The organism is Bradyrhizobium macuxiense, assembly GCF_007993935.1.
Classification (GTDB): Bacteria; Pseudomonadota; Alphaproteobacteria; order Rhizobiales; family Xanthobacteraceae; genus Bradyrhizobium; species Bradyrhizobium macuxiense_A.
Window position 1 is genome coordinate 23,371 of record NZ_VITY01000023.1, and the last position, 14,035, is coordinate 37,405.

Consider the following 14,035-nt stretch of genomic DNA (forward strand, 5'->3'; position numbering starts at 1 on the left):
GCGGCCGTTAACGATTTCTGATCCCGCTCGGCCGCATTGACCGGATGCCGATGCTTACGCGTTAGGCTTACTGCCAGTTTGGCCTGCGCCCTTAACCCTTCCGGCGAGCCGTTGCATTAGGCTGCACCTGGAACAATTCGGGACGCTGGGTGAACATGCGCGCAAGTCTTGCGCTGGCGATATTGGCTGCGATGAGCTCGACGGCGCTGGCCGGCGGGGGCTTCGACATCGTCGTGCCGGTGCGCCCCGGTGTGCCCATCATCATCAATGGCGTCGACGCCTCCTACGCGGTGGTCGAAAGCGCGATGGGGCTTGCCCGCAACGACTCGCTGGTGCCGACCGTCTATGGCGGCCGCCCGATCAGTCCCGAGCCGAATGTCGGCCACTATTATCCGAGCCTCGGCCGCATGCCGGGTTACGGCCGCCTCGAGATCGAGCCGCCGGCCAACCGCCGGCTGCCTCAGCCGGCCGAGAGCTATCACCAATCGTGGGGCGCGCACTCCGCGCCGCTGCCGGCACAGTCCAACATGCCGGTCGATCCGCCGCCGGTGATCTACGCGCCCGAGTTCAACGGACCGCGGCCGCTGCCGGGTCCGCCGATGCGGCCACCGCGACCGAGAGGCCCCTAAACCAGGGGCCCTCGGACAGAGGGCCCTTCATAGCCACCAAGAGCTACGCGACGACAACAAGACCTACAGGCAAGATTTACAGGAGAGAGTAATGCGTCAAATGATCAAAGGACTGATTGCGGCCGTGGCCGTCATGGTGACCGCGCCCGCGATGGCGTGCGGCTTCAACCCCTGCGGCTATTCCGCGCCCGTCGTGAATTACGGCTGCGGCGGTTGCGGTGGCTACGGCTATGGCTACGGCGGTTACGGTGCGGTCGAACGGCTGCCCGACCCGGATGCGGCCTATCCCGACACTGCGCAGCAGTACTACTACGTCAACCAGGGACCGGCCTACACCGGCCCGGGCAATTGGGCACCGCATCCGTACTACCGCGAAGGTTACGGCCGCCCGTACTACGGCCATCGCCATTATGGCTACCGTCACTACGGCTACCGCCATCACTATGGCTATCGCCCACACTACGGCTATCGCTACGGCTACGCGCCGCATCGCTACGGCCACCCGGTGCTGCGTCGCTACTACTGATCCGGCGATCTGTCGAAGCCGGCAACGCCCGTTCGCATGACGCGAGCGGGCGTTCTTCGTTTGAAGTCGGGCCGCTGCTGGAAGGGGCGCCGCATCCCCCGCACGCGAGCGCCGCAGGTGCGCGCTGCCAAAATATCGAAAACAACCCCATGCAAAGCAGCTGGCGGCGGCGGCGTTCGACAGGACGACTTGACGCGTCGGGCAAATCAGGGGTATATTTCTAATATTCCGAAATCATGCCGCTTCGCAAGCGCCTCCGGCCCGCAAGTGCTACCATCAAGTGCTGCGGCCCCATCCAGATATCAAGCTAGCCCATCAGCCCGAGCCGGCTGGCGCCGATATAGAGCGCGAGCGCCGCGGCGTTCGACACGTTCAGGCTCTTGATCTCGCCGGGCATGTCGAGGCGCGCGACCACGCGGCAGGTCTCGCGGGTCAATTGCCGCAAGCCCTTGCCTTCGGCGCCGAGCACCAGCGCGAGCGGCGCTTGCAGTTGAACCTTGCCGAGATCCTCCGCGCCCTCGCTGTCGAGGCCGACGGTCTGGAAGCCGTGCTCGTTCAGCTCGTTGAGCGCGCGCGCCAGGTTCTGCACCGTCACAACAGGGACCAGTTCGAGCGCGCCGGAGGCTGACTTCGCCAGCACGCCGGTCGCCTCCGGGCTGTGCCGGGCGGTGGTGATGATCGCCTTCACCGCGAATGCCGCGGCCGAGCGCAGGATGGCGCCGACATTGTGCGGGTCGGTGATCTGGTCGAGCACCAGCACCATGCCCTCCTGCGCCAGCGTGTCGATGCCGGGCGAGGGCAGGGGATCGGCCTCCGCCAAGAGGCCCTGATGCACGGCATCGGGGGTGAGGCGCCGGTCGAGGTCGCCGGGCCGGACGATCTCCGGAGTGACGCGGGTCGCGATGTTTTCCTCGGCGAGCCGGCGCGCCGCGTTCTCGGTAAGGTAAAGCTTGCGGATCTGCCGGTCCGGGTTGGCGAGCGCTGCCGCCACCGTGTGCCAGCCGTACAGAATCACCGGTCCGTCGGAACCGGATTCGCGTTCCCGCCGGCCCTGCGGCCGGCCGAATTTCGGCCCTTTTTGGAAGGGTTTACCGCCCTTGCCTCGGAAATTGGGTTTGCGGTCGCGATCGCTCATGTGAGGCTTGTGTCACGGCTCTCGAATATTGGCAATTTAACCTCCAAATAGGCGGCCCGCTTGGTTGACTTTGGGGACCGCCTTCCCCCATAAACGCGCCCGACCGCGCACCCGCTTCGGGTCGGCCGGTTATCAGCGTCATTTCGATGACCCGGTCCGCCGCCACTCGCGCGGCCGGTCTGATGCTGTTGGACGGGGGAGTGTCCCGAGTGGCAAAGGGAGCTGACTGTAAATCAGCCGCCTCATGGCTTCGCAGGTTCGAGTCCTGCCTCCCCCACCATCACGCAATCGTCTGATAAATCAGACGAATCTCGGCTCTGAGATTGAGTGAATTCCGAGCCATGCGACCCGTGCGCGGCACGAAAAAAGGGTCGCATCCGTGCGACCCTTTGGATGTTTGTTCAGGTAGCGTTCCGGCCAAAACTGTTGCTGGAGGCCCTATATCGATGGCGAGAGGTATCTCACAGCACCGAGCAGGCCCGGAGGGGGCCGATTTGTCCAACCGGCTTAGTTAGCAACCGACACGTCGAATTCTTGGCGGGCCCTCGAGTCCAGGGTTGAAGCATCCACAACGGTGGAGTGCATGCAGCACTGGGGCATCTCGACAGCTCGAACTGTTTGCTGTCGTGTCACCCCGTCATCCCTTCCTTTCGAACCTGCAGAACCAAACGATCAATACCCAAATCCGCACGCAGGGCATTGCGAGCGCGGTAGTGCTTCACAATGGTCTGTGCGCTTGAGTAGGAGTGACCTGTGATGTCGCAGATCGTGAGGAGGTCGCAGCCGGCGCGATCCAGCAACATCACGCATGTGTCGCGGAGATCCTGATCATGCTTGAAATCGAGATCACCGCGATCATTCACAAAGGTCAGGGACGGGCAGGGCTTCAGGCGCCAGCCGACGTTATCTTGCCGCGCGTTGAATTTCTCGAACCACTCTCTGAGCGCCAATGATCGGCTTCCGACGACAGCGGAGCGGACTTCAGGAGTGCTGCCCGATGGAAGAGCGCATTTCTCCGTAAGCGCGGTCCATACTCCTCGCAGCTCGGACGCAGCCGCTTCGGCGCGCTCGATACCTTCCGAGGGATGCATGCTTTCCGGCAGCCCAAAGATCGCGAGCCAGCGCACAGCTATGACATGATTTCCGTAAGTCTTCTCGGCATACCGGGTGCCGGTTTCCTCGTTGACGACAATTTCCTCCGGCCGCTGCTTGAGCCCAAGCCGGAGCGTAGTCGCGGCTACCCGAGCCCGCGCTTGATCAAGTCGTTTGGCAAGTTGCGGCGCTTCCTTGATGTCAACTAACTGGCCAGTCTTGCTCTGACGAAACGCGTGCCGGCCATCAACATCGCTCTCGTCCTTCATACGGAGACGGTCAGTCTGACGCTGGCCCGTGAATAAGCCGAGGTAGAAGCAGTCGCCAATTGACATGCGCCCTATCGTATCGGCGGCAGCGACGAGCGCCATGAACTCAGGCATGGAGACTTGAACGATGCGTCCTGGCGGTGTTTCGAACTCCATATCGAGGCGCGGATTTGGTGGAAGCCGCCAGTGAGTGCTTTCCGTACCCCAGGTCCAGGCTGCCGACAGCGCCGCAACGACCGCCCTAGCCATGTGGGCACCACGTTGGCGGACCATATATTCATGCAGTGCCCGGAATTCCGGCTTGCCGATCGCCGCCGGCGGCATTGATGCAATATCCTCTGGGTGGCGCTCGATGCGACGCCCCGAGCGCTCAGCGTCCTTGCGTGCCCTACGCTGATCGGGTGTCTCTGGTTGCCAAAGTAGGGCACTGATGGATTTGCGGTAACTGCGACGACTTGCCTCCGACATCGTGGCCGGCCACGCGTGTTGCCAATCACGCAGTAGATCTGCGACGGTGCTACGCGTCAATTTACCCGCGGCGGCGACTCGAAGACGTATCTCTGCAGCCTTGGCGCCGCGGGACGCCTTCACCTCGGCTACACGGCGATCCGAAAACTCAGCCGCCTGTTCCAAGCCGAACCACGATCCATCTGCATTCTTGAGATCTTGGTCGACAAAGCCGCGCTTGCGCTGTCTTGGGCCATGCTTGGAGCGTGGCCGGCCGTTGCGCCAGGCGACATATGGGAACTTCGGGTTGGCCATCACTGAGCCCCAAGTTGCAGTAGGCCTACAAGGCGACTTCGGGACTGCGGCTGTCAAGAGGATCTGCCATAGATACGCGCGAAGCGCGCGCGGAAGTCTTCGATAGATTGAGGTGACGGTAGCGGCAGCGGGTCGTTGGCGGCCCGGGTGGGGCGCGCTGGATGAAATCGGCCGAACCAAGCCTCCATCGTCAAGCGGTCCCAAACCGGCCTGCCGGTTGAGCATATCGGCAAAGGCATGGACTCTTCTCGATGCAGTCGAGGCCTCCTGCGATAGAACGTATCGATACTGACGCCGAGACGCTCAGCGATCTCTGCGCTGAACATCGGTGATGATCTCATTGGTGGAGTCCAAGCATGTCGAGACGCACCGACGGAGAGAGTGCTCGGACTCATGAAATCACGACATTTGGCAGGAGTTCAATTGAAGGCCGGGGAACCTAAGGCCCTATTGGGATAGTCAAAAGAAATAAGAAATCCCGTCGCTCTAATAATATCCACCGAGAGGACAGCGCTCATTTTTCCTTGATCGTCAGCAAGCGGCAAAAATGATCATTCTGTGCCGGAGCGATCAGCTTACGCTGCTTGGAGCTGGCTCAAACTTGCTTATGTTAGCTCAAGCTTGCCAATGATGGATTGGGGCGAGAGTTCAAGATTTTCAGCTAGTTAGAAGTCGGCGTGTGCTCGACGTGTGCACCGGGAGATCAAGAAAAATATATTGAGGGCAAGTGTCGACCATCGCTCCTTGAAACGAATGACTTCCGCAGAAGCGTGAGCCGGCTGGAAGTAGCGCAGCAAGGGCAGGGCGCCATCTCAATCCTGATAGCTGATAGCCCCCATGAGCAGAGCTAGCGTTCGGTCAATCGCCAAGAAACTTGAGAACCACAGTGAAGGTAAGAGCTGGTGTCGGGGGTTTGAGTCGCTCACCCGCTGGCAATTCTGCGATTACATACGTAAAACTACGATTTTCCGCGATGTGATGCGCGCCGCGCCTATCGCGCAGACTTCATCGCGATGTCAAAGATCTTGCCACTCATGAGGAGAGCGATCTCGGTGGCGGGCAGCGGCTTCTGACATTCGGACAACGGATTGAGCCAGAAATTAGAGCCGGGCAACATTTCGAACAGATTGCGCGCGGCGGCGCCAAGGCACACCTCGGGCTCCTTTATATAGTCGTAGATGCGCTTCTTTGAGGTGAAGGCGGGGTGCCACCTCAGGTTCTGGAAATCGACGGTTGCGACGTTGATCTCTTCTTGAAATTTCAACGAGCGACGGCGTCCAGGTTTCATCGGTGCTTCCGGCGTCAGAATGTAAATCTCCGTTTCGAGCAACGCGCGATAGAATGCGGGAACGATGCTGGCGTCCCTTGCGGCGGCCTGCATCAGAGCTTCGAGACTGTTTTCCGGTTCGAACATGGCGACATTCCCAATTGAACCCGACGACGGGCCGGACTTCAGCGTTGCCAGCACCCGCCGGATCGCGCTGTCGTCGCGGCGCCCTGCGCCGCGATTGTGCTAGTCCTTGTTACCGCGCAGGGCGCGATAGATCGTATTGCGCGACACGCCAAGGCGACGCGCGGTCTTGCTGATGTTGTTGTCCATCTCCGCATACGCGGTCAGCACATGCGAGCGCTGAATCTCATGCAGATTGGCCTTGAGTCCGCCACCCGCGGCCTTGCCGGTCGGGCGCTCGCCGCCTGAATGAGCAAGTACGGACTCGACCGCTGTCTCGTCGATCAGATCTCCAGGCTCGGCCAGTGACAATCGGGAAAGCACGTTGCGCAGTTCGCGGATGTTTCCATCCCATTCGAGTTCGGCCAGACGATCGATCGCGCCTTCGGTCAAATCCATCAAGGGATCGATCTTGTAGATCAAATGGCGCGCGATCTCGGCGAAATCGGAACGCTCGCGCAAAGGCGGCAGCGTCACTTCCAGCGTGTTGAGGCGGAACAGCAGATCAGATCGGAATCGACCCATCGCAATCGAGTCGTCGAGATTGGCATTGGTGGCAGACACCAGGAGAACGTCGACCTGGCGTTTGGTGCCACCGACCGGCCGGACGGTCCAATCATCCAGAAAGCGCAGCAGTACGGCCTGCAAGGTCACCGGCATGTCGCCGATCTCGTCCAGGAAGAGCGTTCCGCCGTCCGCCTCCTTGAACAGTCCCGCGGCCCCGCCCTTTTTTGCTCCGGTGAAAGCGCCCTCGGCATAGCCAAACAGCTCGGCCTCGATCAGACTGTCAGGAAGCGCTGCGCAATTCACCGGGACAAAAGCGCCGGCCCGTCCACTGGCAGTATGAGCATGGCGAGCGAGTTGCTCCTTGCCGGTGCCGGTTTCGCCACGGATCAGGATCGGCATCTTGCGGACCGCGGCTACTCCCACCCGTTGGACGACGGAAGCGATCGCCGGATCGACGGAGACGAACTGGGTGGAGACGTCCTTGGGCGTCGGCAGCCGAGGCCGCGAGATGGCTTGCATCATCGAGAACTGGCGCGCGTTCTCGATTGTTGCGACGAACTGGCTGCCGACCTCGTCCTCGAGACGTTGGCGTTCCTTGCGCCGGCCCTCATCGACAAAGGCGCTGAATTTCGTACGAAAGACGTCGGCGAAGCGACGACCCGGCGAGGCTGGCAGGCCATGCAGCAGGACGCTTGCGGCCCTGTTGGCTGCAAGGATCCTGCCCTCGTTATCGACGGCGAGCAGGCCCGCGCTCAACGTATGCAGATACTCGCCGCGGTTATGGAAAGCGATCAGGATGTTTCCACGGTGGTGTTCGCGGAACAGGCCATTCTCGATCTGGGTTGCGGCCATCGCGACGAGCGCCTGGGTATGCGCCTGCCGCGACATGCAATCCGATGACGCGTCCAGTATTCCAGCCAGTTCGCCATCGGGCGCGAAGATTGGCGCCGCGATGCAAGTAAGATTGTTGTAGCGCGAGAAAAAGTGCTCGCCCCCGTGAACGACAATGGCCCGCTTGAGATACGCGGCGGTGCCGAGGCCGTTGGTGCCGCAAATTGCTTCGGTCCAGATGGTGCCGGGCCGAATGCTCGCTGCGTTCGAAGCATCACTGAAGCTCGAGTCCGAGATGATGTCGAGCAGCAGGCCGTCGGCATTTGCAAAGGCGATCATGAAATTGGAGCCGGCAATCTGCTGATGCAGCGTGTGCATCTCCGCGAGCGCGAGGCCGCGAATCAGTGAACAGCGCTGCTGCTCCTGGCGCAAAACTGCGGTGCTCACGAACTCGGGCGATGGAGGGCGCAATGTATCGAGACCAAGCGAAATGCAGCGCATCCAGCTGTCGTAGATATCGGCCGACAGAAGCTCTGCCGGCGGCGCGCCGCGCCGATCGAGCGTCATCCAAGCATTGTCGATGCGTCGGCTGGTGGTCAGCATTATAGCTCCTCCCGGAGTCGCTGCTTGGCGAATTCCTCTTGGTCGTAGCCGCCCGCTTCGGGTCGTTTTTGCGCGTGGCGCGGTTCTCGCGATCATAGATCAAACAATACAAAATCCAAATTTCTGCCCGCTCGGTGTTGCAGCCGCCGAACTGTTCCGTCTCGGAACAGTCGCGCGCGAAGTCTGCTCCGAGGCGGATCGGCGCGAGCACTCCGGAGATTGCAAGAACAATAGAAAGATCAGGTTGTTGTGCGCTTGGCACAGCCTTTGCTCAACTCTTTTGCGGGATGGCGATCGCGTCAGGTCGACAAAATAAAAAATTTGCCGGGGAGGCTATTCAATGAAAGCGGCGGTGCTTCATGAGTTCGACGAGAAGCTGACGGCGAAGGAGTTCGTCAAATTCGAGGACGTGACCGACCCGAAGATCTCGCGCCCGATGGACGTGATCGTGCGCATCGGTGGTGCCGGCGTCTGTCGCACCGATCTGCACATCGTTGAGGGCATCTGGCGTAGCAAGGTCGACGTCAAGCTTCCATACATCATGGGCCACGAGAACGCCGGCTGGGTCGAAGCGATCGGCCCGGGTGTCGAAGGAGTTAAGGTTGGCGACAGCGTCATTTGCCATCCGCTGGTGACCAGCGGGCATTGTCTCGCGTGCCGGCGCGGAGACGACATGCATGCGCTGGACAGCTCGTTTCCCGGTATCAATGCCAATGGCGGCTATGCGCAGTATCTGCTGACAGGGCAGCGCTCCCTGATCAAGCTGCCAAAGTCGCTCGCTCCGAAGGATGTTGCCCCCTATACCGATGCCGGGCTGACGGCCTATCGCGCTGCGAAGAAGGCGTCCCGTCATCTGTTGCCTGGAGAATATGTCGCGGTGATCGGCGCCGGTGGACTGGGTCATATCGGCATCCAGGTCCTCGCAGCGCTCTGCGCGGCAGAAATCATCGTGGTCGATCGCGCCGAACAGTCCCTCGACCTCGCCAAGAAGTGCGGCGCGCATCACGTCGTGAAGGCGGACGGCAACGAAGTCGAGGCCGTGCTGGCGCTGACTGGCGGGCACGGCGCCGAGGCCGTGATCGACTTTGTTGGCGAGGGTGACGCCATCGCCAAGGGGCTGTCGATGACAGCGAACGGCGGCTACTACTACATCGTCGGGTATGGCGGGAAGATCGATATCCCGACCATCGACATGATCACGTCGGAGAAGACCATCGTCGGCAATCTGGTCGGCACATATGCCGAATTGGTCGAACTGATGGCGCTCGCGGATCGCGGTCTCGTCGAACTCCACACCAGGGAATACCGGCTCAGCCAGGCCAATGAGGCGCTTCATGATCTGCATCATGGACGCATTCATGGCCGTGCGGTGCTGATCCCGTAGCGCGCGTGCCGCGAGATGCGAAGCTTCAGTCCGGGTCATCGAGCGAGAGTGGTGCGAGTGACAGACGACAGCCTGCGAAGGCCACAGATCACCGCCGAGGAAGCGGACAAATTGCAGCGCGCCCGCGATCGGATGATCGCCCGGGACAAGGTGATTGACGAGATGGTCGACAACAACGAGCGGCAGATCACGAATGAGCATGCGCGCGGCGGCGCCGAAATCGAACTCGCCTGCGCGGTGCGCGGGGCGGCGCGTGCCGAAGCCCGAACTGAAGAACATGCCGAACTGGAGCGAGCGATCGCACGTCTGGAGATGCTCCGGGAGGAGCATCGACGCCTGGTGGCCGAGCGCGAGTGGCTCAACACGTCCCTGCGCGAGATCGACGATGGCCCTTCGCCAGACGAACACGAGCGGTCAGGACATGCATGACGAACGAAGCGAGCATGACCACATCAGAGGAGCAGGAGCAAATGCCGTCACCGCAACCGGACATGAGCGAGGAAGACAGGTCGAAAGACGCATTCTTCATCCGGTTGGCCGAGATCGTGGAAGCCATGATCGCCTCGCACGGCAAGGATTTCGCCACTGGCGCACTGGTTCTGTCGGCGAAATTCGTCGCCGAAGGAAAACCTCTCATCAGACGAACCAGCGGACCGTGACGAGACCGCCAGCGCCGGGAAGCCGGACTGTCGGGAACGACGAAGTCAGCAGATCGATCAATCCATTTAACGGACTCAAAGTGGGTTTTGCAGCCGAGAATTTCAAAAGTGCGAACCAGGGGTTTTGACCTGGGATCAAAGCGAGAATGTCGGAACCAACGCAACGTTCAAAGGAGCTGGAAATGACTGCAAGTCTGACACTGAACAAGATAACCGCGCAGAAAGGGATCAGCATCGCTGAAGCGGCCAACCGCGTCGCGGACCTTGGCTGGACGCCAAGCTACGTGCAGGAGGCGATGACCTTTCCGACCGACTACAAGATATCGAAGACGCCGCGTGACCCGATGAAGCAGGTCCTGCGGTCGTACTTCCCGATGCAGGAAGAGAAGGACAACCGCGTCTATGGCGCGCTGGATGCGGCGTTGCGCGGCGACATGTTTCGCAATGTCGAGCCGCGCTGGGTCGAGTGGATGAAGCTGTTCCTGGCGATCATCCCGTTCCCGGAGATCTCGGCGGCGCGCTCGATGGCGATGGTCGGACGGCTCGCGCCCGGCGAGGAGTTGCGCACCGGATTCACCATGCAGATGGTCGATGAGTTCCGCCACTCGACGATCCAGATGAATCTCAAGAAGTGGTACATGGAGAATTATATCGATCCGGCCGGGTTCGATATCACCGAGGCTGCGTTCGGCAAGTGCTATGCGACCACGATCGGCCGGCAGTTCGCCGAAGGCTTCCTGACCGGTGACGCGATCACCGCCGCCAACGTCTATCTGACGGTCGTCGCGGAAACCGCCTTCACCAATACCCTGTTCGTGGCGATGCCGTCGGAAGCCGCTCGCAACGGCGACTACGCGTTGCCGACGGTGTTCCTGTCGGTTCAGTCGGACGAATCCCGCCATATTGGCAACGGCCACTCGATGCTGATGGCGATGATCAACGATCCGTCGAACCACCAGTTGCTCGAGCGCGACCTGAAATATGCGTTCTGGCAGAATCACGCGATTGTCGACGCCGCGATCGGCACATTCATCGAATACGGCACGACCAACCGCGACAAGAACAAGGAGTCGTATGCCGAGCTTTGGCATCGCTGGATCTACGAAGACTACTACCGGACCTACATGCTGCCGCTCGAGAAGTACGGCATCAAGATCCATCACGATGACGTCGCCGCGGCCTGGGATCGGATCGTCAAGAAGAACTATGTCCACAAGACCGCGCAGTTCTTCACGGTCGGCTGGTCGGTGAACTTCTGGCGCATCGAGGCCCAGACCGAGCGGGACTTCGAGTGGTTCGAGCACAAATACCCGGGCTGGTATGCCGAATTCGGCGACTTCTGGAAGTGGCACGCGAAGCTCAGCGTGCCCGGCGAGACCAACATCCTGTTCAACAGCGAAGTGGGCTACTCGTACCCGCATCGGTGCTGGAGCTGTATGGTGCCGTGTCTGATCCGTGAAGACTTCGTCTGCGACGAGGTCGACGGCAAGATCTACACCTATTGTTCGGAAGGCTGCCGTTGGACCCACAAGGTGGCGTTCGCCGCCGAGTACGAGGGGCGGGCGACGCCGGCCATGGGCCGCTTCAGCGGTCGCCGTGAATGGGAAGATTGCTATCACGGCTGGGATGTCGCCGATGCGATCAAGGATCTCGGTTTTGTCCGGCCTGACGGCAAGACCATGATCGCGCAACCGCATCTGCGGTTCGACGCCAAGGATATGTGGACGCTCGATCACGTGCGCGGACACACGCTTGGCAGTCCGCTGCGCGGCTTCAGGGCACTCTCGCCGATCGAGCGCGAGGTGGCGACGGCTGAATACCGCAAGGGCTTCAAGATCAATCCCTGCCACTAGCAATGACGACGGGAGGGGCCGCTCATTGCGGCCCCTCTTGCCGGGTCGGCGAGCGCTTTGCCGATCGTTCTCTTCAACCGCGATGACAAGGCCCTGATGATGACGGACGTGCGGATTCACAAGGTTCGTTTCGAGCCAGTGGGTATCGAGATGGAAGCGGAGGAAGGCGAGACAGTCCTTGACGCCGCGTTTCGTCAGGGCATCTCGCTGATGCACGGCTGCAAGGAAGGCCAGTGCGGCAGCTGCAAATCTAAACTCCTCGACGGCGATTTCGAGTTGCTTAAGTACTCGACCTTCGCCTTGCCGGACTACGAGAGCGAGACCGGACATGTGCTGTTGTGCCGTATGCACGTCTACAGCGATGTCAGTGTCGAGCTGCTCAATTATGACGAAGACCTGCTTAGCCGTTCGATCGCGGTGAAGGCGTTTGCCGGGCGTGTGGCTGCGATCCAGACGCTGACATCGGACATCAGATTGCTCGAGATCGAGATCGAGCGGCCGATGAAGTTCTGGGCCGGCCAGTATGTCGATCTGACGCTTCAGGATGGCAACATTACCCGCGCCTTTTCGATGGCGAACCCACCCAGCGAGAGCCCCCATCTTCGCTTTATTATCAAGAAATATCCGAACGGGGCGTTCTCGTCCCAGCTTGATGGAAAATTGGCCGTCGGCGACGCCGTGACCGCCAGGGGGCCGTACGGCACCTGCTTCCGGCGCGAGGAGCGCTCGGGTCCTATGCTGCTGATCGGCGGCGGCTCGGGCATGTCTCCGCTGTGGTCGATCCTGGCCGATCACATCGGCAGTGGTGAGCGACGGCCGGTGCGGTTTTTCTACGGCGCACGCACCCGCGCCGACCTGTTCTATCTCGAAGAACTCGCGGCGATCGCCGCGCAGCTCGACAATTTCCGATTCGTGCCGGCGCTGTCGCACGCGGAGGCGGGCGATGGCTGGGACGGCGAGACCGGGCTGATCCACGAGGTCGTGCAGCGCCATCTGCGCGAGGAGAAACTGAGCGGCGCCATCGACGCGTATGCGTGCGGGCCGACGCCGATGATCGACGCCGTGTTGCCTGTCCTGCAAATGAACGGCGTCGAGCCGGACCACATCTACTTCGACAAGTTTACGCCGGCGGTGCGATGACGGCGTTCAAGAGTTCGTCGCAGAACAGAATGGCAAAAGGGAGTGAGAAATGAGCGCACAGACAAGCAGAGCAGCAGCGGCCAGGCCCATCGCGATCGCCAAATCCGGCGCTGCGGGGGCAGCGGTCTTCCCGGGCTCCGGCAGCCGCAAGTACAACTACTTCGAGCCGAAGGGGCGTAAGGCGACCCACTACGAAGACATGACGGTTGATGTCCAACCCGATCCGGAGCGCTATCTCTTGCAGGACTGGATCATCTCGTTCCCTGATGGAACGCCGACCTATTCCAAGGATTGGACGGCTGCGAAAAGTTCGAACTGGCACAAGTTCCGCGCCGTCGACCAGGAATGGGAGCGTACCCACTATCAGCGCCAGTCGACGATCTGCGGCATGGTGCAGAACACCATCGAGAATGGCCGGAAGTCGGGCGCGCCGACCCGCTTCGATCCCGCCTGGGTGAAGATCCTGCAGAACCATCTCGGTGCCTACAAGCATGCCGAGTTCGGACTCGGCACCTCGACGATGCAGGCGCAGCGTTACGGCTACACGCAGATGGTCAATAATGCGATCCTGACCAACTCGTCCTACAAGCTCCGCTTCGCGCAGGATATCACGCTTTATCTGAGTGAAATCGGCCTCGACCTGCCAGGCTTCGACAATGCCGCCGGCAAGAAGCATTGGCTGGAAGATCCGATCTGGCAAGGCGTGCGCAAGTCGGTCGAGTCGGTAATGGGTTCGAACGACTACCTGGAGCAGTATTTTGCGACCAACGTGGTGTTCGAGCCGCTGATTGGCGAACTCTTTCGCTCAGGGTTCCTGATGCAGGCGGCATCTGCGCAGAACGACTTCATCACTCCGGCCGTCGTCTCCGCCGCGGAGGCCGACTATGAGCGCAATCTCGCCAACACCGTCGAGCTGTTCCACATCCTCGGCACCGATCCCACCTACGGGGCGCAGAACCTCGCGTTGTTCAACAAATGGCTGGCCAAGCATGCCGATCTCGCGCTCGATGCCGCCAATCATCTACAGCCGATCTGGTCGCAGCCGCGTGTCAAGGTCGCGGCTTTCGCCGATGCGCTGGCGCACGCGAAGAATCGTATCAAGGGCATCGCCGCCGAGCTCGGCCTGACGGTTCCGGCAAATCTCGCGTCATAACCAACCCTGCATCACATCTTCACTCAATTCTTCAGGAGAGCG

Annotated in this window: 12 protein-coding genes and 1 tRNA gene; 9 read left to right on the forward strand and 4 right to left on the reverse strand. The window is 61.0% G+C overall.

The window, feature by feature from the left end:
• Window positions 1-155: 155 nt before the first annotated feature.
• Together FBZ93_RS38510 and FBZ93_RS38515 are read left to right on the forward strand one after the other, a co-directional pair.
• Window positions 156-629, forward strand: a complete 474-nt coding sequence (locus tag FBZ93_RS38510; protein ID WP_146992864.1) for a hypothetical protein — start codon at window positions 156-158, stop codon at window positions 627-629.
• A gap of 91 nt (window positions 630-720) precedes the next feature.
• Complete coding sequence (locus FBZ93_RS38515) at window positions 721-1,155, forward strand: hypothetical protein (RefSeq protein ID WP_208764120.1); 435 nt, start codon at window positions 721-723, stop codon at window positions 1,153-1,155.
• A gap of 307 nt (window positions 1,156-1,462) precedes the next feature.
• On the opposite strand, the gene rlmB is transcribed toward FBZ93_RS38515, so the two are convergent.
• Window positions 1,463-2,290 carry a 23S rRNA (guanosine(2251)-2'-O)-methyltransferase RlmB gene (gene rlmB, locus FBZ93_RS38520; RefSeq protein WP_146992866.1) on the reverse strand — a complete coding sequence of 276 codons (828 nt, stop codon included), beginning with the start codon at window positions 2,288-2,290 and terminating at the stop codon, window positions 1,463-1,465.
• A gap of 194 nt (window positions 2,291-2,484) precedes the next feature.
• Here rlmB and FBZ93_RS38525 point away from each other — a divergent pair.
• Window positions 2,485-2,570 (forward strand) — tRNA-Tyr (locus FBZ93_RS38525).
• Window positions 2,571-2,919: 349 nt separating this feature from the next.
• Here FBZ93_RS38525 and FBZ93_RS38530 read toward each other — a convergent pair.
• The 3 genes from FBZ93_RS38530 to FBZ93_RS38540 form a co-directional block, all read right to left on the reverse strand.
• Window positions 2,920-4,413 (reverse strand): hypothetical protein, encoded by a 1,494-nt coding sequence (locus FBZ93_RS38530; protein WP_146992867.1) that lies wholly within the window; start codon window positions 4,411-4,413, stop codon window positions 2,920-2,922.
• A 991-nt stretch (window positions 4,414-5,404) separates the two neighbouring features.
• Entirely contained in the window at window positions 5,405-5,827 is a 423-nt protein-coding gene (locus FBZ93_RS38535; protein ID WP_146992869.1) for an SseB family protein, read from the reverse strand.
• Window positions 5,828-5,926: 99 nt separating this feature from the next.
• Window positions 5,927-7,804 carry a sigma-54-dependent Fis family transcriptional regulator gene (locus tag FBZ93_RS38540; RefSeq protein WP_146992871.1) on the reverse strand — a complete coding sequence of 626 codons (1,878 nt, stop codon included), beginning with the start codon at window positions 7,802-7,804 and terminating at the stop codon, window positions 5,927-5,929.
• Between the two features lie 340 nt (window positions 7,805-8,144).
• On the opposite strand from FBZ93_RS38540, the gene FBZ93_RS38545 reads away from it, so the two are divergent.
• From FBZ93_RS38545 to FBZ93_RS38570, 6 genes are all read left to right on the forward strand, one after another.
• Entirely contained in the window at window positions 8,145-9,188 is a 1,044-nt protein-coding gene (locus tag FBZ93_RS38545) for an NAD(P)-dependent alcohol dehydrogenase (RefSeq protein ID WP_146992873.1), read from the forward strand.
• A 57-nt stretch (window positions 9,189-9,245) separates the two neighbouring features.
• On the forward strand, window positions 9,246-9,617 hold the full coding sequence (locus FBZ93_RS38550) for a hypothetical protein (protein ID WP_208764121.1): 372 nt from the start codon (window positions 9,246-9,248) through the stop codon (window positions 9,615-9,617).
• A 14-nt stretch (window positions 9,618-9,631) separates the two neighbouring features.
• The gene (locus FBZ93_RS38555; protein WP_246667827.1) at window positions 9,632-9,847 is read left to right on the forward strand and encodes a hypothetical protein; all 216 of its coding nucleotides are present in this window, start codon (window positions 9,632-9,634) and stop codon (window positions 9,845-9,847) included.
• Window positions 9,848-10,029: 182 nt separating this feature from the next.
• A complete protein-coding gene (locus FBZ93_RS38560; protein ID WP_146992877.1) occupies window positions 10,030-11,700 on the forward strand; it encodes an aromatic/alkene/methane monooxygenase hydroxylase/oxygenase subunit alpha in 1,671 nt (556 codons plus the stop codon).
• 96 nt (window positions 11,701-11,796) lie between these two features.
• A complete protein-coding gene (locus tag FBZ93_RS38565; protein WP_433995483.1) occupies window positions 11,797-12,840 on the forward strand; it encodes an FAD-binding oxidoreductase in 1,044 nt (347 codons plus the stop codon).
• A gap of 49 nt (window positions 12,841-12,889) precedes the next feature.
• Window positions 12,890-13,993 (forward strand): aromatic/alkene monooxygenase hydroxylase subunit beta, encoded by a 1,104-nt coding sequence (locus FBZ93_RS38570; protein ID WP_146992879.1) that lies wholly within the window; start codon window positions 12,890-12,892, stop codon window positions 13,991-13,993.
• Window positions 13,994-14,035: the final 42 nt, after the last annotated feature.

Excerpts from the sequence above, each read along its gene's own strand:
- FBZ93_RS38510 (WP_146992864.1), top strand. The coding sequence starts at position 156 with ATGCGCGCAAGTCTTGCGCTGGCGATATTGGCTGCGATGAGCTCGACG.
- FBZ93_RS38515 (WP_208764120.1), top strand. The coding sequence starts at position 721 with ATGCGTCAAATGATCAAAGGACTGATTGCGGCCGTGGCCGTCATGGTG.
- rlmB (WP_146992866.1), bottom strand. The coding sequence starts at position 2,290 with ATGAGCGATCGCGACCGCAAACCCAATTTCCGAGGCAAGGGCGGTAAA.
- FBZ93_RS38530 (WP_146992867.1), bottom strand. The coding sequence starts at position 4,413 with ATGGCCAACCCGAAGTTCCCATATGTCGCCTGGCGCAACGGCCGGCCA.
- FBZ93_RS38535 (WP_146992869.1), bottom strand. The coding sequence starts at position 5,827 with ATGTTCGAACCGGAAAACAGTCTCGAAGCTCTGATGCAGGCCGCCGCA.
- FBZ93_RS38540 (WP_146992871.1), bottom strand. The coding sequence starts at position 7,804 with ATGCTGACCACCAGCCGACGCATCGACAATGCTTGGATGACGCTCGAT.
- FBZ93_RS38545 (WP_146992873.1), top strand. The coding sequence starts at position 8,145 with ATGAAAGCGGCGGTGCTTCATGAGTTCGACGAGAAGCTGACGGCGAAG.
- FBZ93_RS38555 (WP_246667827.1), top strand. The coding sequence starts at position 9,632 with ATGACCACATCAGAGGAGCAGGAGCAAATGCCGTCACCGCAACCGGAC.
- FBZ93_RS38560 (WP_146992877.1), top strand. The coding sequence starts at position 10,030 with ATGACTGCAAGTCTGACACTGAACAAGATAACCGCGCAGAAAGGGATC.
- FBZ93_RS38565 (WP_433995483.1), top strand. The coding sequence starts at position 11,797 with ATGATGACGGACGTGCGGATTCACAAGGTTCGTTTCGAGCCAGTGGGT.
- FBZ93_RS38570 (WP_146992879.1), top strand. The coding sequence starts at position 12,890 with ATGAGCGCACAGACAAGCAGAGCAGCAGCGGCCAGGCCCATCGCGATC.